Source organism: Litorimonas taeanensis, from assembly GCF_003634015.1.
Taxonomy (GTDB): Bacteria; Pseudomonadota; Alphaproteobacteria; order Caulobacterales; family Maricaulaceae; genus Litorimonas; species Litorimonas taeanensis.
This window is the reverse complement of sequence record NZ_RBII01000002.1, coordinates 893,683-917,991: the sequence shown is the minus strand read 5'-3', so window position 1 is coordinate 917,991 and position 24,309 is coordinate 893,683. Positions and strand designations below refer to the sequence as shown.

Sequence of the window (24,309 nt, the reverse complement as noted above, 5' to 3'; positions counted from 1 at the left end):
ATAAACGCCACAATGATAGAGCTCAAAAGAGCCGTCTTTAGGTGAATAGAGGACTATATCGTGGCCCAATTAAGTAATAAAAATGCGCCTTCGGCGTCGGATGTATATCAACCTGCCGGGCGCCTTATTCCAGTATTATCGGCCAATCCAGTTGGCGATCAAATCATTGATACAGCCATTGCTTTAGGGCGAAAAGCCGCGAGCTATGGCGAAACAGTTCTTATCCTTGATTGTACGGGCGGCAATGCCATGAGCCGTGCAGGTGTTGTCTTCAATAAAACACTCGCAGACGTTCTATCGGGCGAAGCCCAGCTTCGTGACGCTCTTTATATCACGGCGAACGAGCATTATAACGTCGCTTGCCTTGGTAATATTGCGCTTGATGAAGCCTTGGGCAGTTTGGCGGCGTTATCCTTGGATTTCGATTGGGTTTTTGTTGTCGCCAAACCCGGCTGTACCAATGCACATATTCGCTTGGCCGCGGCAGGGGATAATTGCCTTATTGGTTATGACACCAAGTCTGACGCCTTTATGAGAGCCTATTGGATGATAGAAGCCGTCCGAAGACGGGCCCCAGAATTTGATCCGCATATACTTTCTTGTGGGAACCGTCTTGAATCCGTTGAAACCGCGTTAATGCTCTCTGAAACGGTGCGGGACCATCTTGGCGCCCCGCCGCCCTATGCTGGCCATATCGCAGACGCTCACCTCGACGTCAGATTACTCGGCCAATTACGTGAAGCGATCGCAGAGAAAGCCGCCTAATCACGCCTTTACATATCTTACAGTAATGTAACGAAGGATTTTGGTTTCCAGTCCGTTTGTGTTTATGAACGCAACAATAAGGAGACTTCTCATGCGTAATACAAGTAAAACAAGCTTTAAGGTCTTGTCTCTTGCCACAGCAGCGTCTTTGGGCCTTTTGATCGCGCCAGCTCTTGCTGCGCCCAAAGCGGACCTAAACCAAGACGGTCAGATTACTCAGGCTGAATTCAGAGCCGAAGCACAATCCCGTTTCACACAAGCCGACACAAATTTTGACGGTATGTTGGATAAGGAAGAGCTAAAAGCTCTCAGTGAACTTCGCCGTGCAGAACGCCGCTCTGAAACATTTAAGAAAATGGATCTAAATGGCGATGGCTCTGTGACCGAAGCTGAGGCCGAAGCCGCTGCAGCAGCCCGAGGCGAAAAACGTACCGAGCGCCGCGAAGCGATGAAAGACAAAATCAAAGCGCGCTTAGACACAAATGGCGACGGCACTATCAGTGATGCGGAAAAGCAGGCTGCCAAAGAGGCGCGCCAAGCTAAACGGGCAGAGAAAAAAGCTGAAAGAAGCGAAGACGGTGAACGCAAAAAAATGAACCGCAAACGTGGACAACGCATCCAACTGGACGCGAATAAAGATGGCCTCGTAAGCCTAGCCGAATATATGGCGGCGTCTGATGCTCTCTTCTTACGCATGGATGCTAATGGTGACGGCATTTTGACCAAAGGCGAGGGCCATAAAAAGGGCAAGCGCGGTGGTGATCGCAAAGGTAAGCCGCAGCGTTAATATGGGTAGAGTTGACCCAGATGCAGATCTCTTGCCTGGCCTTATGGCTGGGCAAGAGACAGCCCTATCGACCATGATGGATCGGCATTTGAAGACTATCAATGCCATAGGATTTTACATGTTGGGCGACCTTGCCTTGGCCGAAGATGTGGCACAATCCACCTTTCTCAAGCTCTGGCAAAAAGCGCCTGAATGGCAATCTGGAAATGCAAATCTATTGACGTGGATGCGCCGCGTCGCGACAAATGACTGCCTGGATCGGCTTCGTAAAAAAGGCCCCATCTATACGAATAAAGTACCGGAACAAAATGACACTTCGCCCAATGGTTTAGACGCTTTAGAACAAGCCGACATTGCCAAACATGTACAACAAGCGTTAGCACAATTACCCGAAACACAACGCGCCGCGATAACTCTCTCTTATTATCAAGGGGTTTCGCAAAAAGAAGGCGCAGAGATTTTAGGTCAAAATGTAAAAGCTTATGAAAGCCTACTATCTCGCGGGCGTAAAAATTTAAAAACGGCGCTGAGCCCATTCGTTGAAAATGAAGTGATTTAGAAAAGGGATAAAGATGAACACGCTCGATAAAACCCTCAATACCTTACAGGCCCCAGCCCCTAGCGATCTATTAAAAGCCCGTATCTTACGCGAAGCGGCCGCTATGCGTCCCGCACAAACGGCCCTCCCGGCGGCCAATGATAATCGTTGGAAGAAATGGAGCGCAGTGGCCGCAATGGCACTGATTATGGGATTTGCAGGATTTTCAACGCTGCAAAACTTCAACACGGATACTGATAGCGTTGAAGCCGAACTTCTTGCCGATGCCGCCGACGAATTAGGGTATGAGACCTTATATGCTTGGGTGCATTATGACGACGAGGTTGAAAATACGGACACACAAGAATCTTATGATGAATCAGCCTTGGGCACGGGAACGCTTCCAATTTAAGTTCCTATTTAATTAAACAAACACCGTGACGCTTTGAACCCCCTCAACGACTAATTCGCCTTGGCTATTCCAAATGCGCATGATCTGGGATGAATAGCCATTTTTCGCCGCGGTTAAGTCTGATTCAATCTGCCACCACCCGTCTTCTGTCTCGGGGTTATCGCTTAGGACGTTAAACATCCACGTCATAGAGCTGACAGGCCCAGGCTGCGTTAATACTGGCATCGCCGCTGGCGGCAACACATCCGCGATACAAAACAGGCTAGAAATGCCCTCGCGTGAGGCCGTATCAAAATGGCGACTCCATGTACGGATATAGCCTTTATCCGCCCCTGTTACAGGCCGGCTACCTTCGACTAGCCGTGTATCAAAGTTATGGAAAAAATTAGGAACGAAAGCTCGTATTTGCTCTGGGGTATAAGCCTCATATAGAGCAGGGCTTTTTGCCTCTGGCATGGGGCAATTCACATCTAAAATTGATTCACGTGACGCGCCAAAAGCAAAAGTCACAGTGATGACAACAGCTTCGTCGACATAACCTTTGGCTTCAATAGTCACGACATTTCGGCCTTGGCGTAAGACTTCTGTTTTATAAACGGGGTTATCGGTAACAGGGCCAATAAAACCAATATTCGCAGACCGTAGCGGCGGTAAATCACTATGGTTTCTAAAAACGGCCTCTAAAGCTAAGGCAGCGCTCAATCCCCCATACACCGTCCGGCCTTGTTTCCACCCTTCGCATATTTCAGCTTTCCACCCCTCGGATGTTAAGGTCAGGCTTTCGGCAATGTCTCGAAAACCCAGGGGTTTATCTGTATCTTTGACAGGCATGTTCATACTTCCTAGGTCTGGCTTTATACACGTCGTTAAACTGCCTGAAATTATGGCCCGCAACTAGAAACAAGCCTGCATAGTATGAAAACACGAATTGGTATTTTGGGCGCAGGCTCTATTGGCTGTTATTTGGGGGGAATGTTGGCGGCAAAGGGCTGTGATGTTGTCTTTATCGGACGCGAAGCTTTGCAACAGGACACCCAAAATCACGGACTCACACTCTCGCATTTTAGCCGTGACGCACTGACCCTATCTCCAAACCAGCTTCGCGTTGAAACCTCGGTTGAGGCTCTGTCAGACCGCACAGTGATCTTACTGTGTACAAAGAGCCAAGACACAGAATTAGCGGCCAAGTCACTTAATCAGGTCATTCTCCCCGAAGCCCATATTATAAGCTGTCAGAACGGCATCAGTAACGTCCCCATTCTGCAAGAGCTATTGGGTGAGAAAATTCAACGCATTTCCGGCGCAATTATTCCCTTCAACGTCACGCGCACTGCCCCTGCGCAATATCATTGCGGAACTGATGGCGCGATACGATTTGAACAGGATATCCCACACGATATGCAACTGGCCTTTGCAGAGGCAAACCAAGCCTATCTTTGCGGTGGAAATTTTAAAGGAGATCAATGGGCCAAATTATTAGTGAATTTAAACAATGCCCTGAACACACTTAATGGCGGGACTTTACGCGAATGTTTTGCCCAAAAACACTATCGTTTTGCCTTTGCCGCAATTGTCGAAGAAGGCTTAAAAATTGCCAATGCCCACAATATAGAGATTGGCCATTATAATGGCCGCACACCGTCAGCTCTGCTGAAGACATTGCGCCTTCCAAATTGGGGGTATCAATTGATTATGCGGCTTATCGTTAAAATGGATGCCAAAGCACGGTCGTCTATGCTTGATGATCTTGAATCTGGCCGCGTCTCTGAAATTGACTATCTACAAGGAGAAATTATTCGGCAAGCAGAGGCGATTGGTCTGACAGCCCCGCATAATCAAGCGATTTTACAAGCCGTAAACCTTGCCTTTGAAAAAGGCTACTCACCAAAACTGTCCGGTAAAGATATATGGGATTTGATAGGAAATAGCGGTGCCATGCGTACTGGGAGGGGGGGTTAACACATGACACCGCATTCTTACGCTACGTCTCGCTTAAGGGGAAAGCCTTAACGTAGTCGCGTGTACTTTATTTAAGCAGCCTTAGCCTTACCGCTAGGCTTCGGTGTAATTAATTTTTGGTCAGAATTGGTAATCGCGACAGTTCTTGGCTTTAATGCCTCCGGAACTTCTCGCTGTAAGGTGATAACCAATAGGCCATTATTCAAATTAGCCCCCGTTACACGCACATGATCGGCAAGCTGGAAACGACGCTCAAATCCGCGTTCCGCAATGCCGCGGTGGAGGTATTCAACCTCATCATTCGCCGTGTCAGAAGCATTACTCCCTGAAATTGTAAGCACATTTTCATGGGTCTGTATTTCCAAACTATCCGTGTCAAATCCTGCAACGGCCAGTTCAATACGATAGCTGTCTTCATCTAAACGAGCGACATTATAAGGGGGGTAGCTGGCTGTATTCGCGCTCGCTTGGCTAGCGGCGTCGATTAAATTAGCCATGCGATCAAATCCAACAAAATTGCGATAGAGGGGAGAAAAATCATAAGTTCTCATGAGACATCCTTTCAAAGCGATGTAAATGTAAGCCCTTTTTCAAGCGGCTTGGTTTCAGTTAACAAGCCCCGATTGGCGACTTGCAAGAGAAAGGTGGGATTAAAATCCTAAGGTTCAAGTCAACTAAGTGTGAAATTTTTGTCATTGTGCCCTTCCGCTCTTTCCGTCACAAAAGCCTTCAACTACTGACAGGCGGACTTACGCTCCCTTTCATGGGCTATCTATCGGAGACGAATATGAAATTGACTTCTTTGCTTAAGCTAACAGCCATAGGCGCGGCGACATTAGCCCTCATTGCCTGTTCTGGCGAAACAGTCTCAACAGAAACAGTGGACACAGAAACCGAAACGCAAGCGCTTGCGCCTGTCACTCTCGCAGAGGTTATCGCTAACCCCCGCCGTGATTCTGATCGCCCTCGCGACGCTTTCCGGAACCCTCTTCCAACCTTGGAGTTCTTTGGCGTGGAGCCTGGCAAAAAAGTCGCAGAAATCTGGCCCGGTTGGTATTCAAAAATTCTTGCCCCTTATTACGCAGAAAATGACGGCACTTACGTTGCTGTATTATACCCTAAAGGGAAAAGTGAGCGTCTAGACGAACGCATTGCCGCCTATAAAGAGGCCTATAGTGATACATCCGTATATGGCGACATCGAGTATGGAGCTTTTTACAAAGATCACGGGCCAATTTTACCAGATGCCTCTATTGATGTTATTCTGACATTCCGGAACGTCCACAATTGGATGGGCGGCGGATATTACGAACAAGCGATGAACCAATTTTATGCGGCTCTGAAACCCGGTGGTACGCTGGGTATAGTTGAGCATCGTCTGCCAGAAGCTGCCGTACAAGATCCCAATGGCCGCACGGGCTATGTGCAAGAAAGCTATATGAAAGACGCTGCCATACGAGCAGGATTTGAATTTGTGGCCTCAAGCGAAATCAATGCAAATCCAAAAGACACGGCCGACCACCCAATGGGCGTTTGGACTTTGCCGCCGCGTTCCGCTACGCCAAAAGCTGGGTCACCCGAAGCCGTTGATTTTAATGCGGAACTTTACAAAAATATCGGTGAAAGTGATCGTGCAACATTGAAATTCCGCAAACCCTTATAGCAAGCCTTTATAGTCATCATGCGCGTCTATAGGGCAAAAAGGACTAGCCCCCTTGCGATTTTTCGGCATAACCCTAGATAAGACCTAATACTTAGTAGAGGATACCCTTATGGAAAATTCAGAAATCGCAGCAAAAATGACAGAAGCGCTCGGCAAGGCCGGCGGCATTGATAAATCTGTAAAATTTGATTTTGACGGCGAAGGCGCTGTTTGGGCACAAGGTACAGAAGCCAAAGTTTCTGATGATGATGCAGATTGTGTCATTAATGTTTCTAAGGACGATTTCGTAGCTTTGGCCTCTGGCAATTTGGACCCTATGATGGCGTTCATGTCAGGAAAACTCAAAGTCACTGGCGATATGTCAGTTGCAATGGGCCTTCAAAGCCTCTTTTCAAACATGTAATTTGATTGGCCGTGCCTTTGGCGCGGCCACATTCATGATGCAAAGCGTAGTGCCGCCATTTGACGCCGCTGAGATCATTCAACCCGGCGGACGCCCACTCCCCACCGGACTTGATGAGCGAGCTAAGACTTATTTCGTCCCGACAAAGGACGGCATAACGCTTCGTGTGTTATTAGCTCAACCCGAGACAAAATCACCACGCGGTACTATTATATTCTCGCCGGGGCGAACCGAATTTATTGAAAAATACTGGGAAACCATACACGATTTAACTGCACGTGGATTTTGTGTATTTATGGTTGACCCTCGCGGTCAAGGTTTATCTGATCGCGTATTACCTGATAAATTAAAAAGCTATATCGACAGTTTCCAAACCTATGCGGATGATTTGTCTGATATGACAAAACAATTCGATGCCTATCTACCGCGTCCCCATATTGCCATGGGGCATTCAATGGGCGGAACCATTGTTCTACAATCCATATTAAGCGGGGTTCTAGCGCCGTCTGCGGTCATCTGTAGCGCGCCCATGCTTGGCCTTTTCGACCTTGAAACGCCGCTTATGCGCTGGGTCATTGCAGGGCTAGCAAAAGTTGGATTAGGCGAGAAAAACCTACCTTTCCAATCACAGCGAAACGGCATGCCTGTTTCCTTCACGGCCAATAAACTCACGACGGATAAAGATCGTTACAAGATTTGGTCGAGCTATTTTTTAAGTGTCCCGCGTCTACGCGTAGGGCAACCTACATTTGGCTGGATAAGCGCAGCGCTCTCTTCAATGGCCTATGTAAACCGTAATGCTGAAAACCTTCGCGTCCCCGGCCTCTTGGTCGCGGCGGGGGCCGACCCGATTGTGGACCCTAGCTCGGTCGAAGAATTCGCGAAAAATGCGGGGGTGGCTTATGATGTTATCCCTGGCGCATTACATGAGCTCTTCTTAGAAAAAGATGCGTATCGCAATCACTTCTTGGCGTTGATAGATAAATTCCTCGAAGAACAAGCCCTTTAAATTTTCGCGGCCTAATATGGCTTTACCTCGGGTCCATAGCCCGCTGTAAATAAGTATACAGTTCTGGCAATAAAGCCGCATCACTAACCGCCACCACGCGTCCCCCATCGACAGGGGAACCGCCATACCAATTCGTCATTTTCCCGCCCGCGCCTTCAATCACAGGCATAAGCGCTCTGACGTCGCACGGTTTAAGAAGGGCTTCTATTACAATATTCATTCGTCCCTCAGCAATCAGCGCATAGCCGAGTGCATCCAGACCTAATCGAGAAAATTTCACGCCGCGCCGAATAATATTATAGGCGGCTAATTCTCCGGGCTTCAACATAGATAAAGGTTCTGTACAGCCTAAAATAGCGTCTCTTAAATCATCACAAGGCGATGTTTTGAGAGACACGGCCTCTCCTTTATGGATACACCAAGCCGATTTATTCGCGGCATCTGTGCGGCCGAAATAACATTTATCAAGCGCGGCGACATCGATTAACCCAAGGACTGGCTGCCCCTTATAAGATAAGGCGATTAACGTGCTCCAGACCGGTACACCGGCGACAAAGGCACGCGTGCCATCAATCGGGTCTAGGGTCCAAGAAAAATCGTTCTCGCCGACATAATCAGGGCACTCTTCCCCTTCGATACTATCTTGAGGGAACTGCGCTGTTATCATTTTGCGCAGGGCGATTTCCGCTTCTATGTCAGCCTTAGTTACAGGGTCATAGGCCTCGCCTGTCACACCCGTTTTTTCTGCCTTATTGACTATACCTTCGGGACTTTGAAAGAGCGGCAAAGTAATGGCCCGCGCCGCATTTGAAAGCGCGCCCATAAATTCAAGACGCGCATTAATGTCTAGCTCTAATGCTTGGGGTGATAAGGTCATAAGGCAAGCCTAACATGACCTTAAAAAGAGAGGAAATAGATTAAGTCGATACAAGCCGTAAATTCGGCTTTGTATTGGCTTCTAGAGATTTTGCTAAATCTAAAAGGTGCTTACGCGGCGCTTCACCCATAGAGTAATAAGCCCGCACAAGATCCATAGTTTCTTTCTTTGACAAGACATCAGGCGCGATAACATCTGGATCTGGATCATGGAAAAGCGGGTCATGAGAGGATAGACCTTCATAGAAATACTGAATTGGCACCGACAGTGCTTCGGATAATTCAAAAAGCCGCGCCGCTGACACACGATTTGCGCCACATTCATATTTTTGAATTTGCTGAAAACGAATGCCCACCTGCTCGGCCAAACTTTGCTGCGTCAGGCCTAAAAGACGACGGCGACGACGAAGGCGTTTCCCTACATAAAGATCGATTTCACTGGTCATTTTAGTCACCCTATCTATTTTTATTACGCTCCTTACTCAGCAATCCTTGTGCCAGAGAGCAGGAATTAGGCGAAATTTGACTAAATTAATTCTCCTGAGGGTTGTTCGCGTGAAAAAAGGCCGAAAAATTCCCTTTTCCCCTTAGAAATGACCGAAAGATTTTCAACTACTCGCCTGACATATGAGAAATCCTAAGTTCTCTGTACCGTAATGGGACAATCGCCCTGCTAATGCTCACTCGTGCAAAGCTAAGGTCTCTCTATTGGGCCGCACGGCTATCAGGGATAGATTGATAGATTATTGTTTGAATTATGCGCGCGAGGTCATTTGCCAAGCGGTCATAGCCCCGTTTCGGGGCTAAAGTGACGGGATTCAAATATAAATCTCGATTTATTTCTATTTGGAGCGCTTCAACACCCGTTTCTGGCCGGCCATAATGGGTGGTTACGAACCCTCCCGCATAAGGATAATTTGTTGAGACTGTATAGCCTGCTGAACGAAAAATACCCTGTATACGGGCAAGCGTATCGGGGTGACAGGATTTACCAAAACGATCCCCTAAAATAATATCAGGGCGGCGCGCCCCCATAGGCGAGAAGCCCGGCATAGAATGACAGTCAATTAATAAGGCCTGTCCAAATCGTGAAACGCTATCGTCAATCAAGTCTTGTAGAGCTTGGTGATAGGGGCGGTAAAGATGTTCCAATCGCAATTCGGCAATTTCAAGATTCAAAGGACGGCGATAAATCTCCACGGATTCGCTCATATGGGTTGGGATTACCCCTAATCCCGCTTGCGCGCGCACACTCGGCTTGGAGGGGCCTTTCACCCAAGCACTCGGCAGCTCATCTTCTCCTCTATTCACATCAACATAACAACGCGGGAACCGGGCCGCCAAAAGCGGTGCGCCTGCTGTAACGCATGGACTAAACAATTTATGAATAAAAATATCTTCATTGCGGCGTAACTGGGCAACGCTAAGACCCGAACGGTCAATAAAGCTTTGCGGATAAATATGACCGGAATGAGGGGATGAAAAAATAAGACCTGCCCGCCATTGCGCAGGCTGTGAAAGGGTAAAGGCAGGGGATAACACCCGCAAACTTTCCAGTTCCTGTTCTAAAGCCGTTTTTGACATTGAGGATGGATCCAAACTTTCTAAATGACGTGTGACTTATATAAACATTAACGGATAAACTCTATCACAGTTCCAATAGAGCATCAGATAAAACTTGGCGGGAAACCTGCATATATTCTAGTATTCCGCCGAAACTGACCTAATATCGAACATATATAAACTCTGGACGCAATATGGCTACTATACTTTACGCAGAAGACGATGATGCGATGCGCCGTTTCTTTGAAAAGGCCTTGGAAAAAGCTGGGCATCAAGTCATTGCGTGCCAAGATGGCGAACGCGCCTTACGGGCTCTAAAATTTGCAGATGGCGCCTTCGATATGCTCTTAACCGACATTATGATGCCAGGCCTTGATGGGATTGAATTAGCGAAGCAAGCTGAAGTGCTCTCACCAGGCATCAAAATTATGTTCATTACGGGATTTGCCGCTGTCGCCATGTCGGATGCCGCCGCCGCTGACACCACCGTTCTCTCAAAACCTGTCCATCTCAGACAATTGGTTGACGAAGTGGATCGCCTTATCGCCGCCTAAAATTCAAGCCCCCTCTTCACCTCATTATGGGTGAAACTTGGGATAGGTGAATATTGGGCCTGACATTCAGACAATAAAAAAGCCGCCTTCAAATTGAAGCGGCTTTCATCATATTTGGAGCGCTCTTATCAACTATTCGCAGCCCGATTGACGGCTTTAAATTAAGAGGCATTAGAAATTAGCGATATTGCTGAACCCGTGTTGTACGAAGCCCTGCAATGCCATGGCTCTCAATAGATCTCTGCCACGCCATAAATTCTTCGCTCGATAATCCATATCGATCTAAGGCACCGTCCAAAGTGAGAAGCCCCCCGCGAACGGCGGCGACAACTTCGGCCTTGCGGCGAATGACCCATCTTACCGTATCAGGCTTAGGAAGGTCGGCTAATGTTAAAGGCGTCCCTTCGGGTCCAATAACAACATTTTCTCTTTTCACGCGTTGGTCAGTCATTTTACTGCCCTTATATGACTTCTTATTATGAAATTTATCTAGCGCGCGGATGTTAAAAAGAGTTTAAATTGATTCGGAAAAACCGAACAAAATCAGTTGTTTACGAAGGTTAACAGAATCGACATTACGGTTAAGAAAGGTTTACAGAACAGGCAACATATTGATTCATAAAGGAGATTCTGGCGCATATTTCTGCGCCTTTGTGTCGACTTGAAACAAACTCCTCACTATATGGGCCTCTGAAAGACCTAAAATTAATTGATATTTTTTTGAAAAGGTAACGCGTAATTACTTCTCCTCTCGCAAATAAGTTGAAATCGGGCGAAAAATCCAAGCTGAATTCGCTTGGATTTGCCAAGCCAGAATCCGAAACACGGGTCGTTGTTGCCATGAGCGGCGGCGTGGACAGTTCTGTCTGCGCGGCCTTATTGGCGCAACAAGGATATGATGTGGTCGGTGTCACCTTACAGCTCTATGACCACGGTGAAGCGATACAAAAGGCCAAAGCCTGTTGCGCGGGCCAAGATATCTATGATGCTCAGCGCGTGGCAGAGATGATGGGCTTCCCCCATTATGTCCTCGACTATGAAAGTAATTTCAAAGAAAGCGTCATTGACGACTTTGCAGATACCTATCTCCAAGGGGCCACGCCTATTCCTTGTGTGCGCTGCAACCAAACCGTTAAATTCCGTGACCTCTTGCAGGTCGCCAAAGATCTTGATGCCGATTGCATGGCGACGGGGCATTATATCCGCCGCGTAGAAGGCCCAAATGGCCCAGAACTGCACCGCGCGCATGACGGCGGCAAAGACCAAAGCTATTTCCTCTTCGCGACGACCAAGGCACAATTGGACTTCTTGCGCTTCCCCTTGGGCGCTATGGATAAATCCGAAACCCGTAAGCTCGCCTCTGAAATGGGATTGAATGTCGCCTCTAAACCAGACAGCCAAGATATCTGCTTCGTTCCCACAGGAAAATATACAGATGTGATAGAAAAGCTCCGCCCTGAGGCCGCCACCCCAGGCAATATTGTCCATATGGACGGTACAGTATTGGGCACGCATCGCGGCGTTATGTATTACACTATTGGACAAAGACGCGGGCTCGGCCTGCCAGATGGCTCTGGCGCCGATCCTCTCTTCGTCGTTCGCATTGACGCCGATAAAGGTGAAGTCATAGTCGGGCCTCGTAAAGCACTGGAGCGCTCTCAACTCTGGCTCACAGATATTAATTGGATTGGCCAAGGTGAATTTGGCCCCGAATTGGATGGTATGGCTATCAAGGTCAAAGTCCGTTCAACGCGTCCCCCTGCCCCTGCGCATTTGCGCCTGTCTGGTAATCATATCATTGTTGAATTGGATACTCCGGATATGGGCCTGTCTCCGGGGCAAGCCTGCGTGTTCTATGCCAATGACGACCAAGCCGCGCGGACACTCGGTGGGGGCTGGATCACCCGCACAGAGTAGCGCCCCTGCTAGCCTAACGCCGCATTCGCAAAAGAGATAACAGCGTTTCAACTTGAACCCCGTTGAAATACATCTATCTTTAAAAGATGAGCAATTCCATTGGAGCTTTGTGTGAGTGAAAACACCCTAATCTTAATCACAGTCGTGGCCGCTGTCTTATTCTTTGGCTTATGGCGTATTAATACAAAACAAAAACGTAAGTTCGAGGAAGAAAGACGGGCACGCAAACGTGACTTGGCGGCTCTGAAAGCCAAAGCCGCCGCGCGAAATGAAACACCAGAGGACTAGCCCTTTAACAATGAAGGGCGATTGTCCCTTTGCCGTTTTAAATTTCTATTCTCGCTGTCACTAACTCCAGCCTGTAGACTTCATGCCTGCAAAGTGACGGGCATAGCTGTCTAGGCTAAAGCCTTTTCGAACAGAGCAAGTTTTCTCGCCCAAGCTTTATTGGCCGCGGCTTCATCATAAACAGCCGAGTCTGGCGGACACCAGCCATGCTGCGTCCCTTCATAAACTTCGATTTCTGCGTCTAATCCCGCATCCGCAAAAGCCGATGCCAAAACCGTTTTGGATTCAGGGTCTCGCGCATCATCATTTTCCGCAATCGCAATTAAATAATCTGCCTGCATTTTCGGAATTAACAGATGCGGGCTATTCTCTTTATCTGTGGCCAAACCGCCGCCATGGAAGGAAGCCCCCGCACCAATACGATTTGGTACTTCGGCCGCCGCAATCATCGTCATGGGGCCGCCCATGCAATAACCCGTTGTGCCAATTTTACGCGACGTATCAACGGCCGCTTGCGCATCCAGCCACGCCACAAAGGCGCGGGCATCTGTGCGGTTTGTCTCTTGAGTGAGGGCGCGCGCATAAGGAATAATTTTTTCTCTGACGGCAGGGTCTTTAAATGTCTGGCCCACTTCGACCAGAGCCCCTTTGACCTGTCTGTAATATGGATTGATGACAAGCGCCGCATAACCATCATCAGCCAGACGTTTCGCCATCATTTTAAAAGCAGGGCGAAGCCCCACAATATCTGGCCAAATCAGAACCGCGGCATGCGCCCCGCTCGAAGGATGGGCGAAATATGCATCCGCCACGCCATCAGGCGTTTCAATCATGACGTCTTGTTCTGCCACACCCGCCTTGGCTTCGCCCGGCACGCAGCCTGCAAACGCAACGGAAATCGCCGCCCCGCCTGCCATAAGGCTGAAGTCGCGCCGCGTTATTTGCTTTTCGTAAAATCCCTGATTTTCAATTTCTGTAATGTCATCACACATAAATGCCTCCTCCTATAGCTTAGGCTAGTCCCCAAGGGATGTGCCATCAAGGCCGAAAACCAAAGCTAACATCAATGTGATAGGCGAGGATGGATTTAATGACCGCCGCCAAAGGCACCTGTTTTGACATTGTAATTGACTGCCAGCCCATAATCCGGGTCATCATCTGAATCGACAATCAACTGCCCTGCTTTATTCAAGAGCCTATGACAATCATGGGTTAAGTGACGTAATTGTAGCGTTTTCCCCACGGATTCATATTTAGCAGCAAGATTTTCAATCGCTTGTAAGGCAGATTGATCAACCACACGAGAACGGCTGAAATCAACGATAACATTATCAGGGTCTGTGTTCGGTGTGAAAAGCTCTGAAAACCCTTCGGCAGAACCAAAGAATAATGGCCCTTCAATTTTGTAAATTTTTTGGTCATCCGTTTCTTCGATATCGGCATCGATACGGCGCGCATTATTCCACGCATATGTCAGCGCAGAAATTATGACACCGACGACAACCGCCACAGCCAAATCATGCCAAACCGTTACAAGGGTCACAATCACAATCACCAAAGCATCTGTCAGCGGGATACGGCGCATAATGGTCAAAGACTGCCAAGCAAAAGTGCCGATAACCACCATGAACATGACGCCAACCAAAGCCGCCAAAGGAATTTGTTCAATGATTGAAGACCCAAACAAAATAAACGCCAATAAGAATAGAGCCGCCGCAATGCCAGAAAGCCGCGTGCGAGCGCCCGATTTAATATTAATCATAGATTGGCCAATCATAGCGCAACCGCCCATGCCGCCAAAAAATCCCGTGACCGTATTGGCTACGCCTTGGGCCACACATTCTTGTGAGGCTCCGCCGCGCTCTTCTTTGATCTCCCCGACCAAGTTCAATGTCAGTAGGCTTTCTATCAAACCAATCGCCGCCAGAATTAAGGCGTAAGGAAAGATAATTTCAAAGGTTTCCATATTCAAAGGGACTTGCGGCATATGGAATGGCGGAAGCCCGCCTTTAATAGAGCTCATATCACCGACATTTGGGACAGGAATATTCAGCGCAATAACCAAAATGGACACAATGCCGATACCCGCCAAAGGCGCAGGAATAATTTTGGTCACTTTGGGTGTCGCCCAAATTAAAAACATCGTCAGCGCAACAAGTCCGAGCATCATATAGAGCGTAGCACCGCTCATCCATGTACCATGTAGCATATTAAAAGGGCCGTGACTTTCCCCGGCAGGGGCTGGCGCCGTTTGGAACTGTGTCATTTGGGCAAGGAAAATAACAATGGCGAGACCATTCACAAAACCCAGCATCACGGGGTGAGGCACAAGGCGGATAAATTTCCCAAGTTTAAAGACGCCTGCCGCAATTTGCATGAGGCCCATCAAAACAACTGTCGCAAATAAATATTCAACGCCGTGTTGGGCCACAAGCGCCACCATAACCACGGCCAGCGCCCCTGTTGCGCCTGAAATCATGCCGGGACGTCCGCCAAAGCAGGCTGTAATTAATCCGACAATAAAGGCCGCATATAAGCCCACTAAGGGTTCAACGCCGGCCACAAAAGCAAAGGCCACAGCCTCGGGCACGAGCGCTAGGGCCACGGTTAAACCTGCCAATATCTCGACCTTAATCCGGTTGGGCGTAAAGGTTAGCGGGCCAGACCGGCGACGCGCGGGAATAGAGATGCGATCAGCAAAGGCTGAGAGACTAGAACGTAACATGGGATTCCTGACATGGCGTCATAAGTAATTGGCGCGGCGGTTAGCGCGTTCATGACAAATTATCAAGGTTATAAAACGGTCAGGCGGGCGCCCGCCCCGCAAAAGCCTTGGCCATTTTACAATCCAGCTTACCTTTATATGGTATTATCTGGCTGACTTAATTTTGTTTATTGCATGTCTCTGTTTCATTCTTCTGTCTAATTGCTCTCTATCTTTCTCTTTAATGTTTTACTCTGAATGGAAAAGGGCGTCCGTGTGGTCATTAGGTTACGGGCTGGGAAACCCTGGTTCGCGAAAAGTATTTTTGTAACCCTACGGCCACACGGTGACATGTTTTTCCACTGATGGCCAAAAGACCCCTCATTACAAGGCGTTGATAGCACGCATCAGGCCGCCTAATAGCTTTCGGCCCGTTACAGCCCAAAGCGTTCAACGACGCACATCATCTTTATGCCAATCCAACGTACGATCAGGCCCGCCATAAAGAACAGATTTAATCTATGGCCACTCAAACCACCGTGGATGTAATTTTGCAAAATATCTCTAAGGCCTTAGATTTATGAGGCCTGTTCATGGCGCATCCTTTTCCTTGTGTGGATGTAAATAAAAGAACGGCGCAAAACCGATAACCGCAGAGCGATTGCAAGGCCCTTTGCTCTGCAGTCTCTGCTATACAGCCTATCGCCCTTGGGCTATCTCGAAACGCCCATCCCGCGCGCCGTGAAGTGTTTTTGGACGCGAAATATTTTTGGAACGTCATTGGGACTAATGCGTATTGAATTTAAGAATAGGATTTGACGCCAAAATTGACCTCTCCAACACGATATGTCTTGATGTTGACGATTGGCATGGGCGCGAGTCTATGGGCTGTCCAAGCGCAGGCCGCAACACCATTGGTGAAGATCGAAGGGGAGCTGCCTTCTGAGCTTCGCACCCTTTTAGCTGGCGTCATTGGCGAAGCTGGAGCGCCGCCGCGCTCTTTGGCGCAGGCCCGAAGACGTGTTGAAAAAGCGGCAGAGCAAGGCCGCATCGTTATGCGGTCTCAAGGCTATTATGGTGCCGAAATAAAAGCACGCATCGAAGAATTCACATCCGATGGAGACACATCGGTTCGCAAAGCGCCTCAACCTATTCTGGTTATTAAACCTGGCCCGCAATTTACTTTTGGCTCTGTCAAAATTTTGTATGACGACAATCAGCCTGACGTTGTCGACGCCGTCAATAAAACGGCTTTGCTAGCCGAAGGCGCCCCGGCCCTTTCCGCGGAAATTGTCGCCGCCGAAATTCGCGCGGTGAATTATCTCAAAGCGCATGGATATCCTGAAACGAAAACGCAGCCGCGCAAAGCCATTGTAGACCATGACAGCCAAACCATGGCTCTGACATTTAACTTTTCAATTGGCGACAAAACGCGCTTTGGCGGAATTGAAACGAGCGGGTCTGCCTATTTAATTAAATCTTGGCCTGAAATGATTTCTCCTTTTGAAACGGGCGAAGTCTTTAGCGACACGAAATTAAACAAGCTCTCAAGCCGCGTCATTGCCACAGGCGCATTTGACAGCGCTACCGCGACCTTAAACACAGACAAAACGCCCAATGCAGACGGCACCGTAACACGCAATATTTTATTGAATGTGGAACAAGGTGACATCAATACTGTCACGGGCGAAATAGGCTATTCAACAACAGATGGCAGCGGGGTCGAGCTTTCCTATGAAAGGCGCAATTTCATTGGATATGCCCAAACTTTGACGCTGAATGCAGGCGTTAAAACCAATCAAATCCGTTTTGGCGTTGATTATAACATACCTTATATGTTTCGTGTTGACCGCGCTTTGGATCTTTCGTCTGAAATTGCCAAAGAAGACACAGACGCATTCACCGGAGAGAGGGTGTCTGGGAATGCCCTGATTACACAAAAATTTTCGGAACGCTTTAAGCTCGGTCTGGGTGTAGGACTCGAAGCCTCTCGTTACGAAGAAGACGGCACAGATGTGACGGCCTATCTGTTGGACGGTTTAGGGACAGCGAGCTATGACTCGCGTAATTCCTTGCTTGATCCGGTGAAAGGCGTGCTTGTCGAAGCCAATGTCACGCCGACTTATAATTTTGGTAATCGCGATGGACTTTTCACAACCGCGCAAATCTCTGCCAGTCACTATAAAAAAATATCAGATAGCCTTGTCATTGCAGGCCGCGTGAAAACGGGCACTATTTTCGGCGCTGACCTCGACACAATCCCTCTGAATCGGCGGTTTTATGGCGGCGGCGGCGGGTCTGTCAGAGGCTTTGGTTATCAAACCATTTCGCCTATTGATGAAAATGATGATGTGATTGGAGGACGCTCTATATCCGAAGCCAGCGCCGAAATTCGTTATCACGGCGACAGCCCTTTTGGCGCCGTGGCCTTTATTGATGCCGGCAGTGTTGTGCCCAATGACTTACCGAACCTAGAAGATGTGCGTTACGGCGCAGGCCTAGGTATTCGTTATTATACCAGCTTTGCACCGCTGCGCGCCGATATTGCGATACCGCTAAACAAGCGGGATGGGGATAATGATTTCCAAATATACCTTTCCATCGGGCAGGCTTTTTAATGGAAACGTCAACGCCGCAAGCCAAGCCGCAAACAGAGCCCGACATCAAGCCTAAACAAAGGCGATGGGTGAAGCGCCTCTATTGGGGGGTGTTGGCTCTCATCGGCCTTCTTATTCTTTTTCTTATTGCGCTGCGCCTTTTTATCACCACGGCGGCGGGTGGAAATTTCATTGCAGAGCAAATCAATAAACGCAGTTTTGGCCCTATTGAAAGCCTCCAAATTTCGGGGCTGTCGGGCGACCCTCTTGATACGCTCTATGTTGAGTCCATAAAACTCAAAGATAAAGAAGGCCTCTGGTTAGAAGCCCAAAACATAGAGCTAAGCTGGAAGCCCTTTGCTTATTTCAAAGGCCATATCTGGGTGCAAAAATTTGCCGTTGAAAACACTCAAATTCTCAGACGCCCTAACTTAAACCCATCAAATTCAGAGGGAGACATACCAAAGGTCACGATTGAAAGTTTTAATATAAAAACCATAGACCTGAACGCGGCATTGGCAGGACAATTTGTAAGCCTAGAAACCCAAGGGCAATTTATTGCCCAGCCCAGTGGCGCCGTGAATGTAAAATTAAAAGCCGAGCGCCTTGACCGAGAAGGCGATAGCTTGGCCCTAGATTTCTCGCGCACAGATGTGGGCGTCATGTCTGGAGTCTTTGATTTAGAAGGCCAAGATAAGGGCCCGATAGCGGAGCTATTAAAAGCGCCAATCGGGTCGGTGGTGAAGGGCCATGGCACGCTGAAAGGCACACCCGAAAATGGAGAAGGCGTGCTTTCGGTTTATTTCGGCGGCGCCGAGGCCGTGGCGATGCAAACGCTCTGGACGCCTGAGGCGCTGAAAGGGAACGCCGTCATTAATCTTGAAGACTGGCCTGCATTTGAGGCCGTGAAGCAAAGATTAGGCCCTAAATTAGACTCTGAATTAAATATTGACCGCCGGACGGCGCCGTATCCTTTTTCAGCTGATATAAATGTTCCCGGTCTTTCTGTGCGCATGAATGGCGTCTTACCCAAAGATGAGTACCGCCCGCATTCCGCCGTTATTGATGCCAAGGTCAATAAGCTCTCAGCCTTTTACCCTCTGCCCGAAGGCTATGCGGCAGGCAGCGCTGAAGCCAATGGCACATTGAACCTACGCGCGCCTTATAAGTTTAATGGCAAGCTGACGGTCAACACTCTTTCCACCCCCTATGGTAAGGCACAATCAATTACAGGCCCACTCAATGCGGAGCAAAACACACAAGACAACTATAGTTTCAAGACTGACCTCAATATTAGAAATTTACACACAGACACGCGTCTGCCTGTTAAACTCGCACCGAAAACATCGCTCTCAATTTCGGGGCAGTATAATTCAGAAACAACCCGCCTGACCTTGGCCAATCTTTCATTATCGTCTGGCGCAAATACAGTGCAGGGCAAAGGGTCCCTGACAACAGATGGTCAGGCCTTAAACCTTACGGGGCAAGGCGCGTTTGATATAATTTCAAATGACGCCCAAGCCTCTGGCGCCTTAACCTCTGACACCTTGACATCTGGCGCTTTAAAGGCGGAATTTGCCCTGCGCAAAACGCCTAAATCTTTATTGGCCATTTCAACCAATGGGGCCTTTCGGCCAAGCGCAGAGTTAACCCCGCCTTTGGACGACCTTATTGGAGAACAGCTCGTCTTTAATATTAAAATGAACCCAGTGACGGGCGGGGTTCAACTTTCCGAGGCAAGCCTCATGGCGGGTAAAGCCAAAGCGGCCATGACAGGGACGATTGGCCAAACCCTCAATATATCAGGTGAAGCCCTGCTCTCTGGCCCCCTTGCGTATAAAGGCGTGTCACTGGGCCGTGAAGGTCAAGAGAATGAAGCCCGCTTTACCGTAACAGGGCCAATTGACAATCCTGCCCTTCGTCTTGATGCGGAAACAGATAGGCTCTCGTTTCAAAATTATGCGGCGCAAAATATTCGTCTGCGAACAGAGATTTCTGACATTTTAAAAGCGCCAAAAGGCCCTGTGCAAATTGATGCTGAAACGCCGCAAGGTGCGTTTATGGCCAGTGCGCAATTCGCCTCGACAACAGATAGCTATATCGCCGAAGACATCAACATCACCCTCGGCCGCCAAACCGTGAACGGCGCTCTGAAACGCGCCAAGACGGGCCTTATATCTGGGCAGCTCAATTTGCGACTGCCGGAACAAGATGGACAATATGCACGCGCCGCACTCACCCTCTCTGATGCCTCAGGTGAACAAGGGCTTGGGTTTACAATAGACGCAAAGGAAATCGCTTTGGGCGAATTTCGTTTCGATAATTTACAAGCCGAAGCCCAAGGGACGCTTGCGGGATTAAACGGGACGATAGAGACACAAGGCCAACGCGGTGATGATTTAATTTCACGGCAATTTAAATTTGAAGCCCCCTTTAGCCTAGACCGAAAAGATGGGTCTGTTTACAGCGCTTCAATATCTCCAGAGGCTTTTTATGGTGACATCAAAATAACGAGCCGCGGCCCTATCCTCTCAACATATGAGGCAGGCCGTTTCGATATAAAAGCGCCGCTAAGCCTATCCGATGGCGATATTGATATAAGCTATTTGCGTGAGGCCGCCGATGAAGAGTTTTCGCTTGTCGCGAAAAACCTGCCCATCACATTATTGGCCCTTCCCGGCAACCTTGCGGATACACGCGGGCGGGCCAGCGCGGAAATAGAGTTATCCTCTAATGCACAGGCCGGCATACAAGGCGGCGGCGTGATGAACTTGACCGATTGGCGCGGATTTGATGTCGATAAAGGCGACGGACTTACCTCTGCCATACGTTTCGCCATTGAAAATCAAGAGGCCGATTTTACGCTCGAAGCAAGCGCGCCGAACGGCTTCAATGCAAATGGCGATTTACGTTTACCGCTGATTATCCAATCCGAACTTCAGCAAACACGGCTTGATATGGAGCGCCCTCTTACGGGCAATTTCACCGCTTCGGGGGCCGCGGCGGCCATTTTTGGTTTGGTCACACCAAGCCAAGCGGAACTCGACGGCAGTCTGTCGGCTAAGATAATTGTTAGCGGGACAGCCCAAACCCCACGCGTAGAAGGACAAGCCAGTGGGCGTGATATTCGTTTTGAGGCACCTGAGCTAGGCACGCGCATAAGAGAAGGCCGCTTCACCGCAAATTTCACCAATGATAATGTATCTGTCCAAGATGTCTTTGTCAGAGATTCCGAAGATGGCACGCTTTCAGGCGCGGGTGAATTTAAACTCGGGGAGCTCGGACGACCCCTTGGCAAACTTGACATTGCAGCAGAGAACTTTCGCGGCCTAGACCGCCGTGACGTCGAAGCCAAAGTGAGCGGCGCCCTTGAGTTTCTAAGCGAAGCTAAGAGCGCAAAGCTCTCGGGCGACATCACGATAAACCGAGCCGAGGTAAAGCAATTTGTCAGTGGAAATATGAGCGTCATTGAAATCGATGTAGAAGAAATTAATCGTCCTGACCAAGATGATGTCGTTGTGGCGCGCAACCCCGCCACGCCCATTGATCTTGATATCAATATTGATGCGCCTCGCCGCATTTATATCCGCAGCCGCGGATTGGATGTAGAGATGGGCATAAAAGCCACAATTAAAGGCACATTAGTGGATCCGTTATTTACAGGTGAAGCCACCGTTATTCGCGGCGGATATAAAATTGCCGGGAAAACGCTCGATTTTGAAGATGGCACGATCACCTTTGATGGGGACCTCGCTGATGCCCGTGTGGACTTTACGGCCGTCACTGAAACTCAGAATCTAGATGCGAGCGTTACAATTGGGGGAACGGTGAGCAAACCTGAAATCGAACTTTCTAGCACGCCAGAACGCCCACAAGACGAAATACTTTCTGCCCTCTTATTTGGCCGCTCCGCGACGGAACTATCAACCATAGAAGCCGCGCAGCTTGCTGGGGCCTTAGCGCAATTTTCAGGCGCTGGTGGAGGGTTTGATTTGCTCGGCGGATTACGCTCGGCTTTTGGCATCGCGCAATTAAGCGTAAGTTTCAGCCCAGACGGCAGCGCCCAATTGGTGGGTGGGCGATATTTGGCCAAAGATGTTTATTTACAGGTTTTCTCAGGAGCGGGCCCCGATCAAACGGGCGCTATAATTGATTGGGAAATCCGAAAAAATATCTCTCTTAGTTCCCGTATTCGCGCGGATAATGAACAAGCGTTATCCCTGAAATGGGAACGTGATTTTTAATCCTTGAGTCAGGGTTTAAAAAAACTTCCAAGCCCCTGCACCAAATTCCATCCCTCTTCCGTAACTGTTTTAGCACCAGTGCTATAACATCATAAAAGAGGGTATAATGAATTCACAGAAAACTTTATTCGGCACCATTTCCGGCGGCGCGATGGCGATGGCTTTGCTAACGGCGACACCGGCTTTGGCAGATCCAACACCAGATTGTAATGCGAATGTCAGCGAGCTTACAGCGCTAGAATGCGGCGTGAATGCGTCTGCGACAGGCGTAGACGCCTTGGCCGTCGGTACAGATTCAACGGCGAATGGTAATTCGACAACAGCTGTTGGCGGAGAAAGTAATGCGGACGGATTAGCCGCTACAGCTATTGGTTGGCAAGCTATGGCCATTGGTGAACGCGCACAGGCCTTTGGACATATCGCCCGCGCAGAAGGCGTAAGAGCCCTCGCCGTCGGTGAAGGCGCTAGAGCCATTGGCGAGCAAACAACAGCTATCGGTAACCAGTCATGGGCCACAGGCCTAGACGCCACCGCTATTGGCACACAATCCACGGCTTTTGGCCAATCTACAACCGCCGTGGGCGGAGAGGCCTTGGCCTCTGGTTTAGCCGCCACAGCTTTTGGCTGGAGCGCAGACGCCGTGGGTGATTTCGCGCATGCTATTGGTCATAATGCCCAAGCAATGGGTGGACGCGCTTTAGCGGTCGGTGAAGCCGCAGCTGCAACAGGATACCAAACAACAGCGGTGGGTAATCAATCCATTGCAAATGGCATCGACGCGACAGCTTTTGGTACGCAGGCCCAAGCCGTCGGTAACTCGACAACGGCTATTGGTGGTGAGTCCAGAGCCACAGGTATTGCCGCCACATCATTTGGTTGGAGAGCCAGCGCCGTGGGTGAACGCGCCCATGCCTTAGGCCATCTTGCAAATGCAGAAGGTGATAGAACGCTTGCCGTTGGCGAAGGCGCCAGCGCGGTTGGCGAACAAGCCACCGCTATGGGTAATGTCGCCTCTGCAACAGGTGTAGATGCCATCGCCATTGGTACGCAGTCCGTTGCTGATGGTAATTCTACGACGGTTCTCGGCGGCGAGGCTATGGCCATGGGTCCAGGCGCAACTGCAATTGGTTGGCGTTCAATGGCAACAGCCGAACGCGCTCAAGCCTTTGGTCATTTGGCCAATGCTTCGGGCGTTCGCTCCCTTGCCGTAGGTGAAGCCGCAACAGCCAGCGCAGATAATGCCACAGCCATTGGTAACGAAGCCAGTGCGGCGTTCAGTAACTCGACTGCCATTGGTAATGGCGCGGCAACAACGCGGACAAACCAAGTCTCTGTCGGGACACTGACCAACACCTACACATTTGCAGGTTTAACCTCGGCAACAAGCACAGCCGCGCAAACTGGTGATATTGGTCTTGTGACCACAGATAGAGACGGCAATATTGCGGCTGACTTTACATTGCAAAATGGACAAGCCTCTAACTCTGCGGCGATTTCCAACAACTCAGCCGGTATTGCGCAAAATACAGCCGCTGTGAATGCCAATGCGACGGCCATTAATCAAAACACAGCAGGCCTGGCTTCTGCGAGTGCGGCCATCGCTTTGAACTCAGCCTCTATCCAGAGCAACTCGGATCAAATCAGCACAAACATTGATGACATCATCGATAACCGTGCGGGTATTGCAGCGGCTCTTGCCCTTGATAATGCTTATGTACCGCTGGGTCATACCTATGCTGTGTCGGGTGGTTTTGGTTATTATGATGACGAGACAGCCTTTGCAGGTAGCGTAGCCTATCGCCTCAATGACTCCTTCCAGTTCAACGGCTCTGTCACAACAGGCGTGGATAATGGCAGCACAGGCGCCCGCGCTGGTTTCCAAGCCAGCTGGTAGGCTTAACAAAAATCATCTTCACCCGTCTGTTTTTACAACGGTGTTGATTGGTATCCCAGGCGAGCCCTCTTGCCTGGGATTTTTTATTTAATTTTCGCTAGTCTTCATGCCTGATTTCAAGCACCCTCCCTTTAAC

The 24,309-nt window shown here is 49.2% G+C and carries 22 protein-coding genes; 14 read left to right on the top strand and 8 right to left on the bottom strand.

All coding sequences use genetic code 11. The features are described 5' to 3' along the window. The first annotated feature begins 60 nt into the window (after nucleotides 1-60). From DES40_RS12315 to DES40_RS12300, 4 genes are all read left to right on the top strand, one after another. The gene (locus DES40_RS12315) at nucleotides 61-765 is read left to right on the top strand and encodes a MinD/ParA family ATP-binding protein (protein ID WP_121102598.1); all 705 of its coding nucleotides are present in this window, start codon (nucleotides 61-63) and stop codon (nucleotides 763-765) included. Between the two features lie 91 nt (nucleotides 766-856). Next, nucleotides 857-1,552 (top strand): EF-hand domain-containing protein, encoded by a 696-nt coding sequence (locus DES40_RS12310; protein ID WP_170144988.1) that lies wholly within the window; start codon nucleotides 857-859, stop codon nucleotides 1,550-1,552. A 1-nt stretch (nucleotide 1,553) separates the two neighbouring features. Next, on the top strand, nucleotides 1,554-2,111 hold the full coding sequence (locus DES40_RS12305) for a sigma-70 family RNA polymerase sigma factor (RefSeq protein WP_121102594.1): 558 nt from the start codon (nucleotides 1,554-1,556) through the stop codon (nucleotides 2,109-2,111). A 13-nt stretch (nucleotides 2,112-2,124) separates the two neighbouring features. Next, entirely contained in the window at nucleotides 2,125-2,502 is a 378-nt protein-coding gene (locus tag DES40_RS12300) for a hypothetical protein (RefSeq protein ID WP_121102591.1), read from the top strand. 12 nt (nucleotides 2,503-2,514) lie between these two features. Here DES40_RS12300 and DES40_RS12295 read toward each other — a convergent pair whose 3' ends face one another. Beyond that, the gene (locus DES40_RS12295; RefSeq protein ID WP_170144987.1) at nucleotides 2,515-3,333 is read right to left on the bottom strand and encodes a thioesterase family protein; all 819 of its coding nucleotides are present in this window, start codon (nucleotides 3,331-3,333) and stop codon (nucleotides 2,515-2,517) included. A gap of 84 nt (nucleotides 3,334-3,417) precedes the next feature. Here DES40_RS12295 and DES40_RS12290 point away from each other — a divergent pair, with 84 nt between their 5' ends. After that, on the top strand, nucleotides 3,418-4,461 hold the full coding sequence (locus DES40_RS12290; RefSeq protein WP_121102586.1) for a 2-dehydropantoate 2-reductase: 1,044 nt from the start codon (nucleotides 3,418-3,420) through the stop codon (nucleotides 4,459-4,461). A gap of 71 nt (nucleotides 4,462-4,532) precedes the next feature. On the opposite strand, the gene DES40_RS12285 is transcribed toward DES40_RS12290, so the two are convergent. Next, nucleotides 4,533-5,012, bottom strand: a complete 480-nt coding sequence (locus DES40_RS12285) for an Hsp20 family protein (RefSeq protein WP_121102584.1) — start codon at nucleotides 5,010-5,012, stop codon at nucleotides 4,533-4,535. Between the two features lie 236 nt (nucleotides 5,013-5,248). Between DES40_RS12285 and DES40_RS12280 the strand changes: the two genes are divergently transcribed. From DES40_RS12280 to DES40_RS12270, 3 genes are all read left to right on the top strand, one after another. Then, complete coding sequence (locus DES40_RS12280; protein ID WP_121102982.1) at nucleotides 5,249-6,124, top strand: class I SAM-dependent methyltransferase; 876 nt, start codon at nucleotides 5,249-5,251, stop codon at nucleotides 6,122-6,124. Nucleotides 6,125-6,233: 109 nt separating this feature from the next. Beyond that, nucleotides 6,234-6,527: an SCP2 sterol-binding domain-containing protein gene (locus DES40_RS12275; protein WP_121102582.1), complete on the top strand. Its 294-nt coding sequence runs from the start codon at nucleotides 6,234-6,236 to the stop codon at nucleotides 6,525-6,527. 1 nt (nucleotide 6,528) lies between these two features. Further along, nucleotides 6,529-7,536 (top strand): alpha/beta fold hydrolase, encoded by a 1,008-nt coding sequence (locus DES40_RS12270; protein ID WP_121102580.1) that lies wholly within the window; start codon nucleotides 6,529-6,531, stop codon nucleotides 7,534-7,536. A 22-nt stretch (nucleotides 7,537-7,558) separates the two neighbouring features. Here the strand turns inward: DES40_RS12270 and DES40_RS12265 are convergent, their stop codons facing one another. From DES40_RS12265 to DES40_RS12255, 3 genes are all read right to left on the bottom strand, one after another. Continuing rightward, nucleotides 7,559-8,413, bottom strand: a complete 855-nt coding sequence (locus DES40_RS12265; protein ID WP_121102578.1) for an inositol monophosphatase family protein — start codon at nucleotides 8,411-8,413, stop codon at nucleotides 7,559-7,561. Nucleotides 8,414-8,453: 40 nt separating this feature from the next. Beyond that, entirely contained in the window at nucleotides 8,454-8,858 is a 405-nt protein-coding gene (locus DES40_RS12260) for a helix-turn-helix domain-containing protein (protein WP_121102576.1), read from the bottom strand. A 259-nt stretch (nucleotides 8,859-9,117) separates the two neighbouring features. After that, nucleotides 9,118-9,996, bottom strand: coding sequence for an N-formylglutamate amidohydrolase (locus DES40_RS12255; protein ID WP_121102574.1), 879 nt, complete (start codon nucleotides 9,994-9,996; stop codon nucleotides 9,118-9,120). A 173-nt stretch (nucleotides 9,997-10,169) separates the two neighbouring features. Between DES40_RS12255 and DES40_RS12250 the strand changes: the two genes are divergently transcribed. Continuing rightward, on the top strand, nucleotides 10,170-10,529 hold the full coding sequence (locus DES40_RS12250) for a response regulator (RefSeq protein ID WP_121102573.1): 360 nt from the start codon (nucleotides 10,170-10,172) through the stop codon (nucleotides 10,527-10,529). 178 nt (nucleotides 10,530-10,707) lie between these two features. Here the strand turns inward: DES40_RS12250 and sciP are convergent, their stop codons facing one another. Further along, nucleotides 10,708-10,980, bottom strand: a complete 273-nt coding sequence (gene sciP, locus DES40_RS12245) for a CtrA inhibitor SciP (protein ID WP_121102571.1) — start codon at nucleotides 10,978-10,980, stop codon at nucleotides 10,708-10,710. Between the two features lie 287 nt (nucleotides 10,981-11,267). On the opposite strand from sciP, the gene mnmA reads away from it, so the two are divergent. Both mnmA and DES40_RS13270 read left to right on the top strand, forming a co-directional pair. Further along, on the top strand, nucleotides 11,268-12,446 hold the full coding sequence (gene mnmA / locus DES40_RS12240) for a tRNA 2-thiouridine(34) synthase MnmA (protein ID WP_407656794.1): 1,179 nt from the start codon (nucleotides 11,268-11,270) through the stop codon (nucleotides 12,444-12,446). A gap of 111 nt (nucleotides 12,447-12,557) precedes the next feature. Further along, a complete protein-coding gene (locus DES40_RS13270; RefSeq protein WP_170144986.1) occupies nucleotides 12,558-12,734 on the top strand; it encodes a hypothetical protein in 177 nt (58 codons plus the stop codon). Nucleotides 12,735-12,844: 110 nt separating this feature from the next. On the opposite strand, the gene DES40_RS12235 is transcribed toward DES40_RS13270, so the two are convergent. Together DES40_RS12235 and DES40_RS12230 are read right to left on the bottom strand one after the other, a co-directional pair. Next, nucleotides 12,845-13,726 carry a dienelactone hydrolase family protein gene (locus DES40_RS12235; protein ID WP_121102569.1) on the bottom strand — a complete coding sequence of 294 codons (882 nt, stop codon included), beginning with the start codon at nucleotides 13,724-13,726 and terminating at the stop codon, nucleotides 12,845-12,847. A 95-nt stretch (nucleotides 13,727-13,821) separates the two neighbouring features. Further along, entirely contained in the window at nucleotides 13,822-15,459 is a 1,638-nt protein-coding gene (locus DES40_RS12230) for a SulP family inorganic anion transporter (protein ID WP_121102567.1), read from the bottom strand. Nucleotides 15,460-16,253: 794 nt separating this feature from the next. Here DES40_RS12230 and DES40_RS12225 point away from each other — a divergent pair. From DES40_RS12225 to DES40_RS12215, 3 genes are all read left to right on the top strand, one after another. Continuing rightward, a complete protein-coding gene (locus tag DES40_RS12225; RefSeq protein WP_121102565.1) occupies nucleotides 16,254-18,056 on the top strand; it encodes an autotransporter assembly complex protein TamA in 1,803 nt (600 codons plus the stop codon). Next, nucleotides 18,056-22,279 (top strand): translocation/assembly module TamB domain-containing protein, encoded by a 4,224-nt coding sequence (locus DES40_RS12220; RefSeq protein WP_121102562.1) that lies wholly within the window; start codon nucleotides 18,056-18,058, stop codon nucleotides 22,277-22,279. The genes DES40_RS12225 and DES40_RS12220 overlap by 1 nt, the downstream gene beginning before the upstream one ends. Before the next feature lie 106 nt (nucleotides 22,280-22,385). Beyond that, nucleotides 22,386-24,173, top strand: coding sequence for a YadA-like family protein (locus tag DES40_RS12215; protein ID WP_121102560.1), 1,788 nt, complete (start codon nucleotides 22,386-22,388; stop codon nucleotides 24,171-24,173). Nucleotides 24,174-24,309 lie beyond the last annotated feature (136 nt).